The organism is Caulobacter sp. GW821-FHT11E11, assembly GCF_058808315.1.
Window position 1 is genome coordinate 176,076 of sequence record NZ_JBXARO010000010.1, and the last position, 18,694, is coordinate 194,769.

The 18,694-nt window shown below is 67.1% G+C and carries 12 protein-coding genes; 8 read left to right on the forward strand and 4 right to left on the reverse strand.

The window, feature by feature from the left end; all coding sequences use genetic code 11:
• Window positions 1-35 precede the first annotated feature (35 nt).
• Both AC1RR5_RS23340 and AC1RR5_RS23345 read right to left on the reverse strand, forming a co-directional pair.
• Window positions 36-1,184 carry an N-acetylmuramoyl-L-alanine amidase gene (locus AC1RR5_RS23340; RefSeq protein WP_492925551.1) on the reverse strand — a complete coding sequence of 383 codons (1,149 nt, stop codon included), beginning with the start codon at window positions 1,182-1,184 and terminating at the stop codon, window positions 36-38.
• Window positions 1,185-1,271: 87 nt separating this feature from the next.
• Window positions 1,272-1,529: a helix-turn-helix domain-containing protein gene (locus AC1RR5_RS23345; protein WP_492925553.1), complete on the reverse strand. Its 258-nt coding sequence runs from the start codon at window positions 1,527-1,529 to the stop codon at window positions 1,272-1,274.
• Window positions 1,530-1,823: 294 nt separating this feature from the next.
• Between AC1RR5_RS23345 and AC1RR5_RS23350 the strand changes: the two genes are divergently transcribed.
• Complete coding sequence (locus AC1RR5_RS23350; protein WP_492925555.1) at window positions 1,824-2,501, forward strand: FadR/GntR family transcriptional regulator; 678 nt, start codon at window positions 1,824-1,826, stop codon at window positions 2,499-2,501.
• Here AC1RR5_RS23350 and AC1RR5_RS23355 read toward each other — a convergent pair.
• Window positions 2,498-3,052 (reverse strand): gluconokinase, encoded by a 555-nt coding sequence (locus AC1RR5_RS23355; RefSeq protein ID WP_492925557.1) that lies wholly within the window; start codon window positions 3,050-3,052, stop codon window positions 2,498-2,500. The two genes, AC1RR5_RS23350 and AC1RR5_RS23355, sit on opposite strands and share 4 nt — an antisense overlap.
• Window positions 3,053-3,207: 155 nt before the next feature.
• Here AC1RR5_RS23355 and AC1RR5_RS23360 point away from each other — a divergent pair, with 155 nt between their 5' ends.
• From AC1RR5_RS23360 to AC1RR5_RS23375, 4 genes are all read left to right on the forward strand, one after another.
• Complete coding sequence (locus tag AC1RR5_RS23360) at window positions 3,208-6,222, forward strand: glycosyl hydrolase family 28-related protein (protein ID WP_492925559.1); 3,015 nt, start codon at window positions 3,208-3,210, stop codon at window positions 6,220-6,222.
• A 22-nt stretch (window positions 6,223-6,244) separates the two neighbouring features.
• Window positions 6,245-9,289, forward strand: coding sequence for a glycosyl hydrolase family 28-related protein (locus AC1RR5_RS23365; protein WP_492925561.1), 3,045 nt, complete (start codon window positions 6,245-6,247; stop codon window positions 9,287-9,289).
• A 126-nt stretch (window positions 9,290-9,415) separates the two neighbouring features.
• Window positions 9,416-12,391 carry a TonB-dependent receptor plug domain-containing protein gene (locus tag AC1RR5_RS23370; protein ID WP_492925563.1) on the forward strand — a complete coding sequence of 992 codons (2,976 nt, stop codon included), beginning with the start codon at window positions 9,416-9,418 and terminating at the stop codon, window positions 12,389-12,391.
• Window positions 12,392-12,528: 137 nt separating this feature from the next.
• Complete coding sequence (locus AC1RR5_RS23375) at window positions 12,529-13,593, forward strand: LacI family DNA-binding transcriptional regulator (RefSeq protein ID WP_492925565.1); 1,065 nt, start codon at window positions 12,529-12,531, stop codon at window positions 13,591-13,593.
• Here the strand turns inward: AC1RR5_RS23375 and AC1RR5_RS23380 are convergent.
• On the reverse strand, window positions 13,590-14,195 hold the full coding sequence (locus AC1RR5_RS23380; protein ID WP_492925566.1) for a helix-turn-helix domain-containing protein: 606 nt from the start codon (window positions 14,193-14,195) through the stop codon (window positions 13,590-13,592). The two genes, AC1RR5_RS23375 and AC1RR5_RS23380, sit on opposite strands and share 4 nt — an antisense overlap.
• Before the next feature lie 169 nt (window positions 14,196-14,364).
• On the opposite strand from AC1RR5_RS23380, the gene AC1RR5_RS23385 reads away from it, so the two are divergent.
• From AC1RR5_RS23385 to AC1RR5_RS23395, 3 genes are read left to right on the forward strand one after another with little or no spacing between them, the layout of a single operon-like run.
• Window positions 14,365-16,386, forward strand: coding sequence for a serine hydrolase domain-containing protein (locus AC1RR5_RS23385; RefSeq protein ID WP_492925568.1), 2,022 nt, complete (start codon window positions 14,365-14,367; stop codon window positions 16,384-16,386).
• Window positions 16,386-17,399, forward strand: coding sequence for a dipeptide epimerase (locus AC1RR5_RS23390; protein ID WP_492925570.1), 1,014 nt, complete (start codon window positions 16,386-16,388; stop codon window positions 17,397-17,399). The genes AC1RR5_RS23385 and AC1RR5_RS23390 overlap by 1 nt, the downstream gene beginning before the upstream one ends.
• Complete coding sequence (locus AC1RR5_RS23395) at window positions 17,396-18,673, forward strand: peptide MFS transporter (protein ID WP_492925572.1); 1,278 nt, start codon at window positions 17,396-17,398, stop codon at window positions 18,671-18,673. Before AC1RR5_RS23390 ends, AC1RR5_RS23395 begins: the two co-directional genes overlap by 4 nt.
• Window positions 18,674-18,694 lie beyond the last annotated feature (21 nt).

The window sequence follows — 18,694 nt, forward strand, 5'->3', positions numbered from 1 at the left end:
GGTGCGTGGGGCCGCCCCGCCGGCGGCCCCACGGCTCAAGGGATCTTCCGCATCTGCGCCAGGCAAGCGCCGGCGACGGCCGCCATCGCCGCGGTCCGGTTGGCAATGGCGCTAGGGCCCGAGATCAGCAGCTTGTCGACCGAGGGGTTGGAGATGAACTCCGCCTCGATATAGGCGGCGCGGCAGGGCGTCGGTCGCCGGTCGTTGCCCAGGCTGATGTCGTTCAGGACTCCAAAGCCCGGCAGGTTGGGATTGCCCTGGTTGTCGGGCTTGATGCCGCGGTCCTTGGCGCCGGGGTCGAGAGCTTTCAGCGCCCCGAACAGCGCCGACTGCACGGCGCCGGCGAACTCCATGTCCGCCGCCAGGTTGATGTTGTCGTTCTCCTTGGCCCGATAGAATGTCTCGGTGCCTCGGACGGACGCGGTCTTGTTGCCGTTGAAGTGCAGGCACAGGAACAGCTTGGCCTTGTGGTCGAAGGCCATCGCGGCGCGCGCCTTGCCGGTGACGTTGATGTCGGTGGTGCGGGTGAGCACCACCTGGACCGCCTCGTTCTTGGACGCCGCCTGCCGCAGCAACTCGTCGCGCAGGATCAGCGCGAAATCCAGGGCCAGCTTCTTCTCTTTGACGTTGCTGACCGAGATCGCGTTGTTGGCGCTGCTGCCGGAGACGTCGCTGGTTCCGCCGTGGCCAGGGTCTATGACGATCACCCCCAGGCCCTTGGGTATGGGCTTGGCGGCCGCGACTTCCTTCTGCTGGATGTCAGCCAGCAGGCTTTCGGCTTCCGGGACCAGCGCCAGGACGGAGTCGGCATAGTCCGGGCGTGGCGTGTAGGTCGGGCCGATGAAGCGGATGAAGCGCTCGGGCGTGGCCACATTGGCTTCCCAGCCGGAGTAGGGCGCGCGGTTCAGGAAGGCCCAGTAGCCGGAGATGAAGTTCTCTAGCGTCGCGAACTTGCAGTAGAAGTCTTCGCCGTCATGGGCAGCGTATTTGATCTTGGTGGCGTAAGCGGCCATTTCCTTGCGCCACTTCAGCCCACCAAAATTGTAGTGCTCGCGGGCCAGGGGCGACGTGCCGCGACCGCTTTCGAGCATCCATTGCGCCAGTGTCACCGCGCGCAGGGATGGGTAGCGGATCGCTTCGCCCAGATAGACCGTCGCCAGGCGTCGAAACAGCTCGTTGCTCATGTCGCGTCCCCCAGATGTCGAGCATGCCATATATGCGAGATATCGGCAATTTCACTACCTGGGGGCGATTTGAGCGCCGGCGTGCAGCTAGCCGCCGGCGGAGCGCAGACCCTGGACCAGCAGCGACTGGGCCGCGATGGCGGCCTGGGTGCGGTTGTGGACGTTGAGCTTACGCATCAGCGCGGTCATGTGCGCCTTGACCGTGGCCTCGGCGATGCCGAGGTCGAAGGCGATCTGCTTGTTCAGCAGGCCCGAATTGACGCCTTCCAGAACTCTCATCTGGGTCGGCGTGAGGCCGCCCAGCGCCGTCTTCACATCCCGATCGGCAACGTCCGTCGTGGTCATCGCTGAATCCCTCTGTCTCGACCCTGCGCACCGCCTTTCGAGGGTACGTCGCCCGTTTTCTTGTTTCCCGACTCTGCGTCGGGCGATCCGGGTTATCTGACTCGACGTTAGCGCTATCTGTTGGACAAGTTCAAGCGATTTTGCCGATGTGAGCGTGAACATCGCAAAATGAACAATTCATCAGGAAAACCTGTCATACAGGTTTGGGTGTTATGGCGTGGAAACGCGCCGAGGCGCTTCCTAAGGGCGGCAAATGGCCCGATGGTGGGCGGCTGTCGACTTGGAGACCGATGGATGAGCGAGGGCCGCCTGGCCGACCGGGCCTATACGGGCATCGTCGAGATGATCAACGGCGACGGCCTGGAGGTCGGCGACCGCCTGCCGTCGGAGTCGCGCCTGGCCGAGATGTTCGGCATGTCGCGCACCATCGTGCGCGAGGCCCTGGTCCGGCTGGCCGCCGACAGCATCACCGAGGCCCGTCGCGGGGCCGGCTCGTATGTGAAGAACCGCCCGTCCGACAAGCTGGGCGCCTATATGCCGCTGTCGGAGCTGCCCTCGACCATGGGCAGCTACGAGGTGCGCTTCGTGCTTGAGGCCGAGGCGGCGCGACTGGCGGCGGTGCGGCGCTCGGCCGAGGAGATGGACGCGATCGAGGCGGCGCTTTCGAACCTGCGCGCCGCGCTGCTGTCCAGCGCGCCGGCCCACACCGAGGACATGGAGCTGCACCGCCAGATCGTGCTGGCCACCGCCAATCCGGCCTTCCTGGTCGCCTTCGAGGCGCTGGAGGCCGATGTCGACAAGATCATGCGAGCGGGCGTCGACATCTCACGCTCGCGGCCTCCGGAAGCGATCGCCGAGATGATGCGCGAACATGAGATGATCGTCGAAGCCATCCGCGCCCAGGATGGCGATCAGGCGGCGCTGGCCATGCGCTGGCACCTGTCGCGCGGCCGCAAGCGGCTGATGCCCTAGGCGCGCGCGGCCAGGGCGGGCTCGGTCAGCCAGGCCTGGGTGATCTGACACAGTCGCTCGGGCGGCTCGGCGGCGTCCAGGGTGAAGACGCCTTCGTCGGCGTCGGGACGCTCCAGGGTGGCCAACTGGCTGTCCAACAGGCTGGCGGGCATGTAGTGGCCCGCGCGCTGGGTCAGCCGGCGCAGGAGCTCGTCATAGCTGGCGTCCAGCAGCACGAAGCGGGTGGGGACGGGGATCGCTGCCCGCAGGCGCTCACGATAGCGGCGACGCAGGGCCGAGCAGGCCGCCACGACCTGTCCGTCAGAGGCCAGGGCCTCGCCCATGGCCGCGCCGATCCGGTCCAGCCAGGGCCAGCGGTCGTCGTCATCGAGCGGCAGGCCGGCGCTCATCTTGGCGACCGCTTTGGCGTCGTGAAAGGCGTCGCCCTCCAGGAACGGGCAGTCCAGCTCCCGGGCCAGCAAAGCGCCCAGTGTCGACTTGCCGCTGCCGCTCACGCCCATGGCGATGACGGCGAGGCCGGCGGGTCGTACGAGGCGGGGTGTCGGCGGCAAGCGGTGTCCCTGGCTGGCGCGTCGAGGAGCCGACACGCCAAGGTTGGCCTTGGGTTCTACCGACGGCTCGGCGGGACGTAACTACGACCATGGTCGAGGATGGTGAGGGCGGGGCGGGGCCGTATCACTTACCGAAAGTAGATTTGGGGAGTGGCATGAGAGCGCTTGTGTTGTCGTTGTTGCTGGCGGCCTCGTGCCCCATCATGGCGGAAGCCGCCGCTGCTTCCAGTTCGGCGTGGCCGGCCGCGCCGGACGATCCCCGCGCGGTCACAGTCAAGGCAGTCGGCGACGGTAAGGCCGACGACACCGGCGCCATCCAGCAGGCCATCGACGCTGCACGCGACAAGACCGGCCATGGCCTGGTCTTCCTGCCTTCGGGTAGCTATCGCCTGAGCCGAACCATCCTGATCCCGCCCGGCGTGCGCGTCTTTGGCGTCGGCAAGACCCGTCCGGTCTTGGTGCTAGGGCCCAATACGCCCGGCTTCCAGGACGGCGTGGGCACGATGGTCTCGTTCACGGGCGGCGACCAGTATCAGGTCGGCGACATCCCCGTGCCGGTGCCCAGCGTGCGGCCGACGACCGCCAAGGTTCGCGACGCCAACTCCGGCACCTTCTATTCGTCGATGGCCAATATCGACATCGAGATCGGCGACGGCAATCCGGCCGCGGCGGGCGTGCGTTTCCGCATGGCCCAGCACGCGTTCCTGAAGCACATGAATTTCCGCCTGGGCTCGGCTTTCGCCGGCGTCTACCAGGCCGGCAACATCATGGAGGACGTCCACTTCCAGGGCGGCCGCTACGGCATCGTCACCGAGAAGACCTCGCCGGCCTGGCAGTTCACCCTGGTGGACTCGACCTTCGACGGCCAGCGCGACGCGGCCATCCGCGAGCACGAGGTCGACCTGACCCTGGTCAATGTGGCGATCAAGAACACCCCCGTCGGCATTGAGATCGACAAGGGCTACAGCGACAGCCTGTGGGGCAAGAACGTCCGCTTCGAGAACGTCTCCAAGGCCGGTGTCGTGATCTCGGCCGAGGACAATGTCTTCACCCAGGTCGGCTTCGACAACGCCGTGGCGACCAACACCCCGGTGTTCGCCCGCTTCCGCGATAGCGGCAAGACGGTGGAGGGTAAGGGCAAGGCCTACCGGGTCGGCTCGTTCACCTACGGCCTGACCCTGCCGGGCCTGGGCCAGATGGGCGAGTACAAGACGCTCTCCGACATCACGCCGCTTAAGGCCCTGCCGGCCGTCATGACGCCGGCCCTGCGGTCGCTGCCGCCGATGAGCGAGTGGACCAACGTCAAGACTCTGGGCGTCAAGGGCGACGGCGCCACCGACGACACGGCCGCCCTGCAAAAGGCGATCGACACCCACCGCGTGCTCTATCTGCCGATCGGCTTCTACATGGTCAGCGACACGCTGAAGCTGAAGCCCGACACCGTGCTGATCGGCTTGCATCCGGCCCTGACCCAGCTGGTTATTCCGGACGGCAGTCCCGGCCACGTCGGCGTCGGCGCCGTGAAGCCGATCCTGGAGACCCCGCGCGGCGGGGACAACATCGTCTCCGGCATCGGGCTCTTCACCGGCCGCATCAACCCGCGCGCCTCGGCGCTGTTGTGGCGGTCGGGCGAGAAGTCGCTGGTCACGGACGTCAAGATCATGGGCGGCGGCGGCACGCCCACCGCCGATGGCAAGCCTCTGGGCGCGGCCCAGGCCCGCAGCGGCGATCCTGTGGCCGACGGCCGCTGGGACGCGCAGTATCCCAGCATCTGGGTGACGGACGGAGGCGGCGGCACCTTCGCCAATGTCTGGAGCCCCAACACCTTCGCCTCGGCCGGCTTCTACATCAGCGACACCAAGACGCCGGGCCACATCTACGAGGTCTCGGTCGAGCACCACGTGCGCAACGAGTTCGTGCTCGACAACGTGGAGAACTGGGAATTCCTGGCGCCCCAGACCGAGCAGGAGGTCGGCGACGGCCCTGACGCGGTGTCGCTGGAGATCCGCAACTCCAAGAACATCCTGTTCGCCAACTATCACGGCTATCGCGTCACGCGCTCGTACCATCCGGCCGAGACGGCGGTGAAGCTGTTCAACTCGACCGACATCCGCTTCCGCAACGTCCACATCAACGCCGAGAGCGGCGTGGCCCTGTGCGACACGATAGGCTGCGGCACCTATCTGCGGGCCAGCAAGTATCCGTTCGAGAACGCGATCCAGGACAAGACCTCCAAGCTGGAGGTGCGCGATCGCGAGTTCGCAGTGCTGGACGTCAAGGGCGACCAGCCCGCGCCGGCCCCGGCCGATCCCAAGGTCAAGAAGCTGGAGACCGGCTTCTGGTCGATCTCGGGCGCGACGGTGGGCGCGGACGGCGCGCTGTACTTCGTCGAGAAACGCTTCCAGCGCATCTACCGCTGGACGGCCGCCAAGGGCCTGGAGATCGTCCGCGACAGCTCGCTGGATCCGACCAACCTGGCGGTGGACGCCTCGGGCAAGCTGCTGGTGGTGTCGTCGCTGGGTCCGCAAGGCGCGGTCTATTCGATCGACCCGAACGGTCCCCACGATGCGCTGACCATGATTGCCCCGACCGCCGTGACCTCACGCGGGAAGGGCAAGACGCTGCTGCCGGTCAACTGGTGGAACAACGGCGAGTTCAAGGACCAGTACGATCCGGCCAAGGGTGAGTTCACCACCCTGGCCGAAATGTTCGCCCGCGATGTCGGCGCGCCCAAGACCCAGGAATATGTCTCGCCCGACGGCAGCGTGTCGCTGCCGGCCTTCCGGGTGTGGCAGCAAGGCCCGCCGGACCATGTCGGCTGGCGCTGGGCCGACAGCCTGCAGACCAACGGTCTGATCGGCGGCGCGGTTGGTGAGCGGCTGTTCGTCACCAACGGCTCGGAGAACAAGACCTACAGCGGCAAGGTCGGTCCCGGCGGGACCCTGACCGACCTCAAGGTCTTCGCCAATCGTGGTGGCGAGAGCGTCGCGGTCGATGGCCTGGGCAGGGTGTTCGTCGCCAACGGCCAGATCTTCCAGTACGCCGCCGATGGCAGCCTGACCGGCCGCATCGATGTGCCCGAGCGTCCGCTGCAACTGATCTTCGGCGGCGAAGGCGGGAAAACACTGTTCGTCCTGACCCACCGTTCGCTCTACGCTGTCACGCCATAAGGGTTGGGTTGGGGAGTCGCGTATGAAGCGTTGGCTGGTCGCCGTAAGCACGGCGTCGATCGCATTGGCTTGCGCGGTAAGCGCGCCGGCCTGGGCATCGGTCTCGGTCTTCGCTTCAGCGCCTGACGATCCAGCGGCCGTCACAGTGAAGGCCAAGGGCGACGGTCGCACCGACGACACCGCCGCCCTGCAAGCGGCGATCGACGCGGCGGCGGCCAAGCCGGGCGGCGGTCTCGTCTTCCTGCCGTCGGGGCGCTACCGGATCAGCAAAACCCTGTTTCTGTGGCCCGGTGTGCGCCTGTTCGGCGTGGGCCCGACTAGGCCCGAGATCGTGCTGGGTGAGGCAACGCCAGGCTTCCAGAAGGGCTTGGCCAACATGCTGATCTTCGCCGGGGCCAAGCCCGACCCGGCGCGGGCCTTCAAGCCGGCCTTCCCGCCGCCGGGCAGCGTGCCGTTCAACAAGGACATCGCCGACGCCAATCCCGGCACCTTCTACAGCGCCATCAGCAACGTCGACTTCACGATCGGTAAGGGCAATCCGGCGGCCACGGCGATCCGCTTCCACGCCGCCCAGCACGCCGTGCTCAGCCACATGACCTTCGACATTGGTTCGGGCCTGGCGGGCCTGTACCATGTCGCCAACGAAGCCGAGGACCTGCACTTCAAGGGCGGACGCTACGGCATCCTGGCCGAGAAGCCGTCGGCGGCCTGGGGCTTCGTGCTGCTGGACTCGACTTTCGAGGGCCAGCGCGACGCGGCCATCCGCGAGCACGAGGCGGGTCTGACCCTGGTCAATGTCGCGATGAAGGACACGCCGGTCGGAATCGAGATCGACCGTGGCTACGGCGACTGGCTATGGGGCAGGGACGTCCGTTTCGAGAACGTTTCCAAGGCCGGCGTCGTCATCTCCAACGAGCGCAACGTCTACACCCAGGTCGGCTTCGAGAACGCCTCGGTGGTCAATACCCCGGAGTTCGCCCGCTTCCGCGACAGCGGCAAGACCACGGCGGGCAAGGGCCGCGCCTACCGCGTCGCCGCCTTCAATCACGGGCTGACTGTGCCGGGCCTGGGCCAGATGGGCGAGTATAAGACGACGTTCGAGGCCGAGGCCGTCTCCGCCGCGCCGAAGCCCGCCGCGCCGGCGATCCGCTCTCTGCCGCCGACCTCCGAGTGGACCAATGTCCGCACCCTGGGCGCCAAGGGTGACAACACCACCGACGACACCGCCGCCATCCAGAAGGCGATCGATGCGCATCGCGTAGTCTATTTCCCGACCGGCTTTTACCGCGTCACCGACACGCTGAAGCTGAAGCCCGACACGGTGTTGATCGGCCTGCACCCTAGCCTGACCCAGATCGTGCTGCCCCACGCCACGCCCGCCTTCCAGGGCGTCGGCGCGCCCAAGGCGCTGGTGCAGTCGGCGGACGGCGGCGACAACATCGTCTTTGGCCTAGGGCTCTACACCGACGGCGCCAATCCGCGTGCGACGGCCTTGCTGTGGACGGCCGGCGCGACCTCGATGGTGAACGACGTCAAGTTCCAGGGCGGCCACGGCACCAACCTGTATGACGGCACGCGGTTCAGCCCGTACAACAACAACGCCACGGCCGACGCCGATGCGGCCAAGCGCTGGGGCGGGCAATATCCCAGCCTGTGGGTGACCAACGGCGGGGGAGGGACGTTCTCCAACATCTGGAGCCCCAGCACCTACGCCTATTCGGGCATCTACATCTCCGACACCAAGACGCCCGGCCACGTCTACCAGGCCTCGGTCGAGCATCACCTGCGCACCGAGATCAGCCTGAACCGCGTCGCCAACTGGGAGTTCCTGGCCCCGCAGACCGAAGAGGAAGCGGGTGAGGGCGAGGACACCGTTTCGCTGGAGATCCGCGACTCCAGCAACATTCTGCTGGCCAACTATCACGCCTACCGCGTCACCCGGACGCGGCGCCCGGCGCCGGCGGCGGTTCGGATCTACAATTCCAAGGACATCCGGTTCCGCAACGTGGCGGTCAATGGCGAGAGCGGCTTCGGCACCTGCGACGACAACGGCTGCGGCACCTTCACCCGCCTGACCAAGTATCCGTACGAGAATGCCATCCAGGACATCACTAGCGGCCTGGAGGTGCGTGAGCGGCAGTTCGCGGTGCTGGACATTGGCGCGACGCCGAAGCCGGTGACGCCGTCAGTGTTCCCGGCCGGGGCGACGATCGAGAAGCTGGGCGACGGCTTCTATTCGCTGGGCGGCGGGGCCGTGGACGCGGCTGGCACGCTATACTTCACCGACCGCCGCAACCAGCGGATCTACAGCTGGTCCGGCGATCGCAAGCTGTCGATCGTGCGCGACAACACCCTCGATCCGGTCAACCTGGCCATCGATGGCTCTGGCAATATCCTGGTGCTGTCATCGGACGGCCGCGCCGGTTCGGTCTACAGCTTCAAGCCGGGAAGCCCCGACACCGAGGTGACGGTCATCGCGCCGACGCCTTCCGCCGATCGGCCGGACACGGCGACGGTGCTGCCGGTCAACTGGTGGAACAATGGCGAGTTCAAGGATCAGCTGAACCCGGACACCTTCCAGTTCGCGACCCTGGCCGAGCTGTTCGCCCGCGACATGGCCCTGCCCAAGGCCAAGGAATATGTCTCGCCCGACGGCAGCCTGATCCTGCCGGCCTTCCGGGTGTTCCCGAACGGTCCGCCTGATCACCGGGGTCTGCGCTTCTCCGACTCGCTGGACACCTATGGCTTCACCACGGCCAAGCCTGGCCAGAGGGTGTTCGTCGCCAACAGTTCCGAGAACAAGACCTACAGCGGCCTGGTCGGACAAAAGGGCGCCGTCACCGACCTCAAGGTCTTCGCCGACCGGGGCGGGGAGAGCGTCGCCACCGACGCCGATGGACGCGTCTATGTCGCCAACGGTCAGGTGTTCGTCTACGCCCCCGACGGCAGGGAGGTCGGACGCCTCGATATCCCCGAAAGACCCCTGCAATTGCTGTTCGGCGGGGCCGACAAGCGCACCCTGTATGTGCTGACTCACCACGCCCTTTATGCGGTGCGAAGCAAGTAGTCCCACAATAGGCGATCACTCCCCGAAAGGCCTACGACCATGGTCGTATAGTTAGCGGTCCCATCGTCTGACAAATTCCCGGCAGGCCAATGAGATGGCCCAATGAAAAACTGGGAGGGATGCAGGATGAGTGCTGTTGCTAGCACGCGAGGGGGATCGTCCTTTGTGAGCGCTCTGCTCGCCACGAGCGCTTTCGCGACGATTTTCGCAGGCGGCGCGGCCTACGCGCAAGCCACCCCGGCTTCGGACGATAGCACCGTGACCGAGATCGTGGTCACGGGCACGCGGATCCGATCGGAAGGCTTCACCGCTCCGACGCCGACCCAGATGCTGGGCCAGGCCGATCTGGAGCGCGCGGCGCAGCCCAACATCTTCACCGCCATCACCCAGCTGCCGTCGCTGCAGGGCTCGAGCGGCGCGACGACGGGGACGTTCAGCACCTCGAGCGGCCAGCAGGGCCTCAGCTCGTTCTCGCTGCGGGGCCTTGGCACCATCCGTACCCTGACCCTGCTGGACGGTCAGCGCGTCGTGCCGGCCAACGTCACGGGCGTTCCCGATATCAGCCTGTTCCCGCAGCTGCTGGTCGAGCGGGTCGACGTGGTGACGGGCGGCGCCTCGGCGTCCTACGGCTCCGACGCCGTCGGCGGCGTGGTCAACTTCATCACCAACAAGAAGTTCGAGGGCTTCAAGGCCAACGTCCTGACGGGCGTCACCACCTATGGCGACAACCACCAGTGGCTGGCCCAGGTCGCGGCCGGCAAGAACTTCCTGAACGACCGTCTGCACGTGCAGGTCAGCGGCGAGTACGACTGGGAGGAGGGCGTTCCGCCGGGTGGCTTCGGTGAAGACGCGCCGGGCAGCCGCGACTGGTACACGACCGCCACCCTGGTCAACCGCGGGGTCACCAACGACGGTTCGCCGCAGTACCTCTATCGCGAGCACGCCCAAGCCTATCAGTACACCAAGTACGGCCTGATCAGTAACGGCCCGCTGCAAGGCACGGCCTTCGACCAGGCCGGCAATCCGTTCCAGTTCCAGTATGGCGGCGGCGGTGTCCCCGCCAAGAACGCCGCCGGCACGGTCAGCGGCTGCTACTCGAACGGCGGCTTCTGCGTCGGCGGCGACCTGTCGGGCAATGTCGGTGTCGGCACCTCGCTGCAGTCCCGGATCAAGCGGATGGGCAGCTACGGCCGCATCGGCTACGACGTGAACGACAACAACGAGATCTACGCGACCCTGAACATCGCGCGCGTGGAAAGCAGCAACCAGCCCAATCCGGGCGGGGCCACCACCGGCCTGACGATGTCGTGCTCGAACCCGTACCTGCCGGCCTCGATCGTGGCCGCCTGCGCGGCCAACGGCATCACGACCTTCAACTTCGGCACCAGCAACGCCCTGCTGCCGCGGAACATCTCGGTCCATCCGACGCGGACCCAGTATCGCGGCGTGATCGGCGCCAACGGCAAGTTCAACGCCCTGGGCAAGGACTGGCACTACGACGCCTATTTCACCCACGGCCAGAACACGACGAACATTCACGTCAAGGACATCCTGCTGATGCCGCGCTACCGCGCGGCCATCCAGGCCGTCACGGTGGGCGGACAGATCGTCTGCGCCGACCCGGTCGCCCGGGCCAATGGCTGCGTGCCGTTCAACATCTTTGGTGGCAAGCCGCCAAGCGAAGCGGCCCTGGCCTACATCACGCCCAAGAACGGTCCGTACCAGCACTCGGTGCAGAAGCAGGACGTCGCCAGCATCAACTTCAGCGGCGAGGCATTCTCGCTTCCGGCCGGCCCGGTGGCGCTGGCGTTCGGCGGCGAGTGGCGCAAGGAGCAGTACCACGTCCAAGGCGACCCCTACGGCGATGGCAATACGGACTCGCCCAACACCGCCGACTATCCGGCCGATCCGGTCCTGAATGCGTCGGGCGCCAACTGGTTCGCGGGCAACTATCACTCGGGTCGCGGCAGCTACTCGGTGAAGGAAGCCTATGCCGAAGTGAACATCCCGCTGATCAATTCGGACGCCGCGGGCCGCGCAAACCTCAACATGGCCGGTCGCTGGACCGACTACAGCACCTCGGGCACCGTCTATACCTGGAAGGTCGGGGCGACTTGGGACACGCCGATCGAGGGTGTTCGCCTGCGGGCCGTCACCTCGCGTGACGTCCGCGCGCCGAACCTGTCGGAACTGTTCGCCGCGCCGGTGACGACCACGCTGCCGAACTTCACCATCCCCTCGAACGGCACGCCGCCAGCCGGTCAGCCTTCCGGCGGCGCGGTGACGGCGTTCCAGAACGTGGTGGGGAACCCGAACCTGAAGCCGGAAATCGCCAAGAACGTGACCATCGGCGTGGTGCTGTCGAACCCGCAATGGCTGCCGGGCTTCAGCGTCTCGGTCGACTGGTACAACATCGTCCTCAACGGCGGCATTTCCAGCCTGGGCGCTCAGCAGATCGTCAACTTCTGCTATGCGGGCATGACCCAGTTCTGCGGCGCCTTCAATCTCAACACGCCGAACGCCTTCATCAACTCCCAGACGTTCAACCTGGCCTCGATCAAGACCAGCGGCTTCGACATCGAGAGCAGCTACCGCTTCGAGCTGCCCAGTGTTCCGGGCCGCTTCACGATCCGCGGCCTGGCGACCAACGTCCACAAGTACGTCACCAACCCCGGCATCCCCGGCGCGGTCGCTGTTGACTCGGCCGGCCAGAACTCTGGCGCCACACCGGACTGGAAGGTCCTGGCCATCCAGTCCTGGGACACCGACCGCTTCGCCTTCAGCGTTCAGGAGCGCTGGTTCAGCGATGGCCGGTTCGGCGGCACCACCACTGACTACATCGAGTGCAAGGCCGGCAGCTGCCCCGTCTCGACCGGCAGCAATCCGACCATCGACTACAACCAGATGAAGGGCGCGACCTATGTCGACGTCAGCGCATCCTACAAGTTCGGCAACGGCCTGCAGCTCTACGGCAAGATCGACAACCTGCTGAACCGCGATCCAACGCCGTCGCCGCAGACCAATACGGGCCTGGACGCCAACCCGGCGCTCTATGACCTGCTGGGCCGGTTCTACCACCTCGGCCTGCGGTACAGCTTCTAGCAGGCTCCAAGTCCCGGGCCGCCTGCCTTCCACCTCCCCCTGGGCGGCCCCGCCCGGGCCCACGCGGTTCAGCCGCAGTGGCCCGGGCGTCTTTCTTTGCGCTATGGCTCGGTCCTGCGCGGGAGATTCACGCCGACATGACAGCGCCAGTTACTGGGTCAGCAATCCGAAAGCCCCGCCAGACCCGGGGCGCCACCATGGCCGACGTCGCCGATAGGGCGGGCGTCTCGCGCATGACGGTGTCGCGCGTCATCAACGAGGGCGCCAAGGTCCGCGAGGAAACTCGGCTGGCGGTCCTGGCCGCGATCCGCGACCTGAACTTCGAGCCCAATCTGGCGGCCCGCAACCTGGTGATGTCGGGTGAGCTGCGGATCGGCGTGGTCTATTCCAATCCGAGCTCGGCCTTCATGAGCGACTTCCTGGTCGGGGTCTTCGAAGAGGCCACCAGCGCCGGCGCGCGCCTGATCCTGGTGCGGGGTGAAAACGGCCAGCCGCCGTCGCTCGAGGAATTGCAACGGCTGGTCGGAGCCGGCGTCCATGGTGTGGTGCTGGCGCCGCCGCTGGGCGAGTCGGCCCTGGCGCTCGACATTCTTCACGCCGCGAACTTGCCGATCGCCGTGGTCGCGGCGGGCAAGCCGCCCAGTGACGCGATCAATGTCCGCATCGACGACCGCCGGGCCAGTCAGGCCATGACCCAGCACCTGCTGGATCTGGGCCACCGGCGGATCGGCTTCATCGCCGGCAATCCCGACCAGACCGCCAGCGCCGTGCGCCTGGAGGGCGCGCGGGCGGCGATCGCGAAGGTCGAGGGGGCCGAGCTGGTCGTGGCGTCGGGCGCCTTCAGCTACGACTCGGGCCTGCGCGCCGCGGAGTCGCTGCTGGACTCTGGCCGGCCGCCCACCGCGATCTTCGCCAGCAACGACGACATGGCCGCCGCGGCGGTTTCGGTGGCGCATCGTCGGCACCTGGACGTACCGCGCGACCTGACCGTGGTCGGGTTCGATGACACGACCGTCGCCACCACGCTGTGGCCGCCGCTCACCACCATCCGTCAGCCGGTGCGGCAGATGGCGGCCATCGCGCTGGACCGGCTGATCCGCGCCCTGCGGTCCAACGACGAGACGGACGAGATCTTCGCGGACCACGTCCTGGAGCATGCCTTGATCGAGCGGGACTCGACGGCCCCGCCGCGGAGCAGCTAGCGGCGCGCCTGCTTCTGGTCCTCGTGGATGTCCAGCAGGGCCTTCATGAGTTCGTCGTCCTCGCTGGACATCACGCCCAGCACCTCGGCCTCGTCGCAGCCCTCGGCGGCCAGATAGGCGTGGCCCATGCTGGAGTCGATGTAGATCGACTGGCCTTCCTCCAGCACCACCGGATCGTAGAACTCGGTGGTGACGACGACCTTGCCCTTCAGGACGAAGATATATTCCTCGCCCGCGTGACTGACCAAGTCGCCGAACTGCTCGGCGCTCTTGGCGCGGATCTTGGTGATCACCGGGATCATCCGCTTCCCGCGCAGCTCGGTGCACAGGTAGTAGTAGTCGTAGTTCGGCGTCTCGACGCGCACGGCGCGGTCGACATCGCCCAGGCTGCGCCGCGCGGTGACCGCCTGGGGCGGGTTGGCGTCTTCCTCGGCGAACAGCTCTGACATCCGCATGCCCAGCCGTTGGGAAAGCTGCTGCAGCTTGTCGTACGTCAGGGTCAGGCGGTCGTGCTCGACCTTGGACAGCGTCGAGACGGGGATACCGCTCTTCTCGCTCATCTGCTTGAGCGTCCAGCCCTCACGATCTCTCAGTCCACGCAACAGGGTTCCTAGCGTGTGGGCATTGGCAGGCACGCGCCGCGACTCCTCGAGGCAGTTGACGAATTTTCCAATCAGGATAGCAATTGTCCTAATCAGGATTGTTGTCTCCCAATCTATCGGCTGAGCCGAGCGGGGGCAATCCTGCCGTCAGGCCAGGGGAGCCAAGGAAATGCGGGCGATCAGAAGAGTAGCGGTCGTGGTGGCCGCGGTGCTGGCGGGGCTAGGCTCCGTCCAGGCGCAGACGCGGCAAGAGACGGCCACGCCGCCGGTCGCCAAGACCACGGCGTCATTGCCGGCGGCCCCGACGATTCCGTCGGCCAATCCGGTCCTGACCAAGGCCGATGTCGACCTCTGGTTGGATGGCTACATGCCCTACGCCCTGCGCGTGGGCGATATCCCCGGCGCCGTGGTTACGGTGGTCAAGGATGGTCAGATCCTGACGACGCGCGGCTTCGGCTACGCCGATCGCGACAAGCGCACCAGCGTCGACCCTTACAAGACCCTGTTCCGTCCGGGCTCGATCTCGAAGCTGTTCACCTGGACGGCCGTGATGCAGCAGGTCGAGGCCGGCAAGATCGACCTGGACGCCGACGTCAACCAGTACCTCGACTTCAAGATCCCGGCTTACAAGGGCAAGCCGATCACCACGCGCCAGCTGATGACGCACACGGCCGGCTTCGAGGAAGTGGCCAAGGCGCTGATCTTCTATGACCAGCCCGAGCCCGTGCTGGGCGACTATCTGAAGAAGCACCTGCCGCACCGCATCTTCGACGCGGGCACGACGCCGGCCTATTCAAATTACGGCACGGCCCTGGCCGCCTACATCGTCGAGCGCGTGTCGGGTGAGAAGTTCAACGACTATCTCGACCGCCACGTCATGGGCCCGCTGGCCATGCGCAACACCACGTTCCGGCAGCCGCTGCCCGCGAATCTGGCCGGCACGGACTCGGTCGGCTACTCCAAGCCCGGCAAGCCCTCGAAGGGCTTCGAGATCGTCGGTCCGGCCCCGGCCGGCTCGGCCTCGTCGACGGGCGCGGACATGGGCCGCTTCATGATCGCCCACCTGCAGGGCGGCGAGCTGGATGGCCAGCGCATCCTGTCGGCGGCGACCGCCAAGACGATGCACGACAGCCCGCTGGACAAGGTCGATCCCAAGTCGCTGATCAAGCCGCTGGACCGCATGGAGCTGGGCTTCTTCGAAACCTCGATCAACGGCAAGACCGTGATCGGCCACCTGGGCGACACCGAGGGTTTCCACTCGTCGCTGCACCTCTACATGAACGACGGCGTGGGCCTGTATCTGTCGCTGAACAGCGGCGGCCGTCAGGGCGCAGCGGGCACGCTGCGCACGGCCATCTTCCGCGACTTCTCGGACCGCTACATGCCCTATGGCGGCGTGGCCGAAGGCAAGATCGACGCCAAGACCTCGGCCGAACACGCCAAGGCCATGGCCGGCGGCTGGTGGGCCAGCCGTCGCGCCGACAGCAGCTTCCTGTCGCTGTTCTACGCCATGGGCCAGGCCAAGATCGCGGTCGGCCCCAAGGGCGAGCTGATCGTCCCCAGCGTGCTGGGCCCGAATGGCCGTCCCAAGGAGTGGGTCGAGATCGCGCCTTACGTCTGGCGTGAAGTTGGCGGTCACGATCGCCTGGCGGCCCAGGTCGTCGACGGCAAGCCGGTCCGCTGGAGCTGGGACTTCGGTTCGCCGTTCATGGTGTTCGACCGTCCCCCGGCTGGCAAGGACATGGCCTGGGTGCTGCCCGCGCTGATGGCCAGCATCGGCGTGCTGCTGCTGACCTTCCTGTACTGGCCGGTCGTGGCCCTGGTGCGTCGTCGCTACAAGACCAAGGTCGACATCTCGGGCAAGGCCCTGACGGCCTCGCGCGCTTCTCGCGCCGGCGCGGGCCTGCTGGTGGCCCTGCTTATCGGCTGGGCGATCGGCATGTCCAAGCTGACCTCCAGCGCCGCGGCCCTGGCCGGCGCGCTGGACTGGCTGATGCTGCTCCTGCAGGGCCTGGGCTGGGTGCTGCTGCCGCTGGCCATCGTCACCGCCGGCTGGAACGCCTGGTTGACCTGGACCGACGGCCGCGGCTGGGCGCGCAAGCTGTGGAGCGCGCTGCTGCTGCTGGCGACGCTGGTGCTGTTTTACATCGCCTTCAGCTTCCACCTGCTCGGCATGTCGGTGAGCTACTGATGGGCCGGCTGACCCTGGACATCGCCAGCGAGACGCTGCGGCTAGCTCAGCCGTTCCGGATCGCCGGCCACGTCTTTGACACGTCCGACATCATCGTCGTGACGCTGTCGGACGGGCGCGGGAAGGGACGTGGCGAAGCGTCCGGGGTCTTCTTCCTCAAGGAGACTGTGGACGGCATGCGGGCCCAGATCGAGGCGGTCCGCGATGCCATCGAGGCTTGGCCGACCCGCGAGGCACTGCGCTTCATCCTGCCGCCCGGCGGGGCCCGCAACGCCGTCGACTGCGCCCTTTGGGAACTGGAGGCGGCGCTGACAGGGCAACCGGTGTGGAGGCTGGCGGGGCTAGACGCCCCCCAGCCGCTGCGCACCACGTTCACACTCGGCGCCGACAGCCCCGAGGCCATGGCCAAGGGCGCGATCGGCTACGGCCACGCGCGGTCGATCAAGATCAAGCTGACTGGCGACTTGGGCCTGGACCAGGAGCGTGTGCGGGCCATCCGCGCCGCGCGGCCGGACGCCTGGCTGGGCGTCGACGGCAACCAGGGCTTCGTTCGCGCCGACCTGGACGGCTTGGTCGAGACCCTGGTCGAGCAGCGGGTGTCGCTGTTGGAGCAGCCTCTGGCGCGTGGTCACGAGCACGAGCTGGAAGGCTTCGATAGCCCGATCCCGATCGCTGCCGACGAGAGCGCGGTGTCGCTGCCCGACGTGGCGGCGGCGGTGGGGCGCTTCCAGGTCATCAACATCAAGCTCGACAAGTGCGGCGGCCTGACCGAAGGCCTGCTGATGGCGGCCAAGGCGCGGCGGCTGGGCCTGGGCGTGATGGTCGGCACCATGGTCGGCACCAGCCTGGCCACGGGGCCGGGCTTCGTGCTGGGCCAGATCTGCGATCTCGTCGACCTGGACGGCCCGACCTTCCTGGCCAAGGACCGGCCGCCCGGCGCGGTCTACAAGGACGGCACGGTCTGGGCGGGCGAGGGCGTGTGGGGCGCTCCGGCCTCGGCGGCGGCCGCATGACCGGCAAGTCCGTCGAGGCCTCGCCGTGGTTTGGTCAACCGCGCGGCCTGACCGTCCTGTTCCTGACGAACATGTGGGAGCAGTTCTCCTACTTCGGCATGCGGGCGCTGCTGGTCTACTACATGACCAAGCAGCTGCTGATCGCCCAGGGCACGGCGTCCCTGATCTACGGGACCTACACGGCCTGCGCCTATTTCACGCCGATCGTGGGCGGGGTGATCGCCGACCGGCTGCTGGGCAAGCGGCGGGCGATCATCATCGGCGCCAGCGTCATGGCCGCCGGCCATTTCATGATGGGCTTCGAGAACCTGTTGTTCCCCGCCCTGGCTGTGATCGCCCTGGGCAACGGCCTGTTCCTGCCGACCCTGCCTAGCCAGATCAACGACCTCTATGCCGAGGGCGATCCCCGGCGCGGCTGGGCCTACAACGTCTATTATCTGGGCATCAATATCGGCGGCTTCCTCGCGCCCTTGCTGTGCGGGACGCTGGGCGAGGTGTTTGGCTGGCACATCGGCTTCGCGGTGGCGGGCCTGGGGATGCTGGCGGGCCTGGTGATCTATCTGTGGGGCCAGCGCTACCTGCCGGCCGAGCAGGGCAGGGTCGCCGCTGCGCCGACCGCCGCGCGCGGACGCATAGGCTGGCCGACCTTCATGGTCCTGGCGGCCGTGGCCCTGTCGGTCACCGTCTTCCGCGGCGCCTACGAGCAGGCTGGCAACACCGTGGCCCTGTGGGCCGATGTGGGGGTGAACCGAGGGCTCGGCTCGTGGACCGTGCCGATGACCTGGTTCCAGTCGCTGAACCCGCTGCTGGTCATGGCCATGACGCCGATGCTGCTGGCGGGCTGGAAGAAGCGGGCCGACTCGGGCCGCGACACCTCGCCGGCGCTAAGGATGTCGATGGGCGCGCTCGTGGTGGCCGGGGCCTATCTGATGCTGTGCGCGGTCGACGCCTTCAGCGGCGGCAAGGCCCACTGGCTGTGGCTGGTGGCGTTCTTCGGGGTCTACACCTTCGGCGAGCTGTTCATCCTACCGACGGGCCTGGGCCTGTTCGCGCGCCTGGCCCCGCCGGGGTTCGGCGCGACCACCGTGGCGGCCTGGTACCTGACCATCTTCGCCGGCAGCCTCAGCGCCGGCCTGGTCGGGACGCTGTGGAGCAAGATGTCCCACACGGCCTATTTCGCGCTGCTCGCGGGGCTGGCCGTCATCGCCGCGATCCTCCTGCGTCTGATCGATCCTTGGGCGCGTCGCGTCGAAGCGGGCGGACCGTCCGGCTGACGCGCAATTGCCGTTGACAAT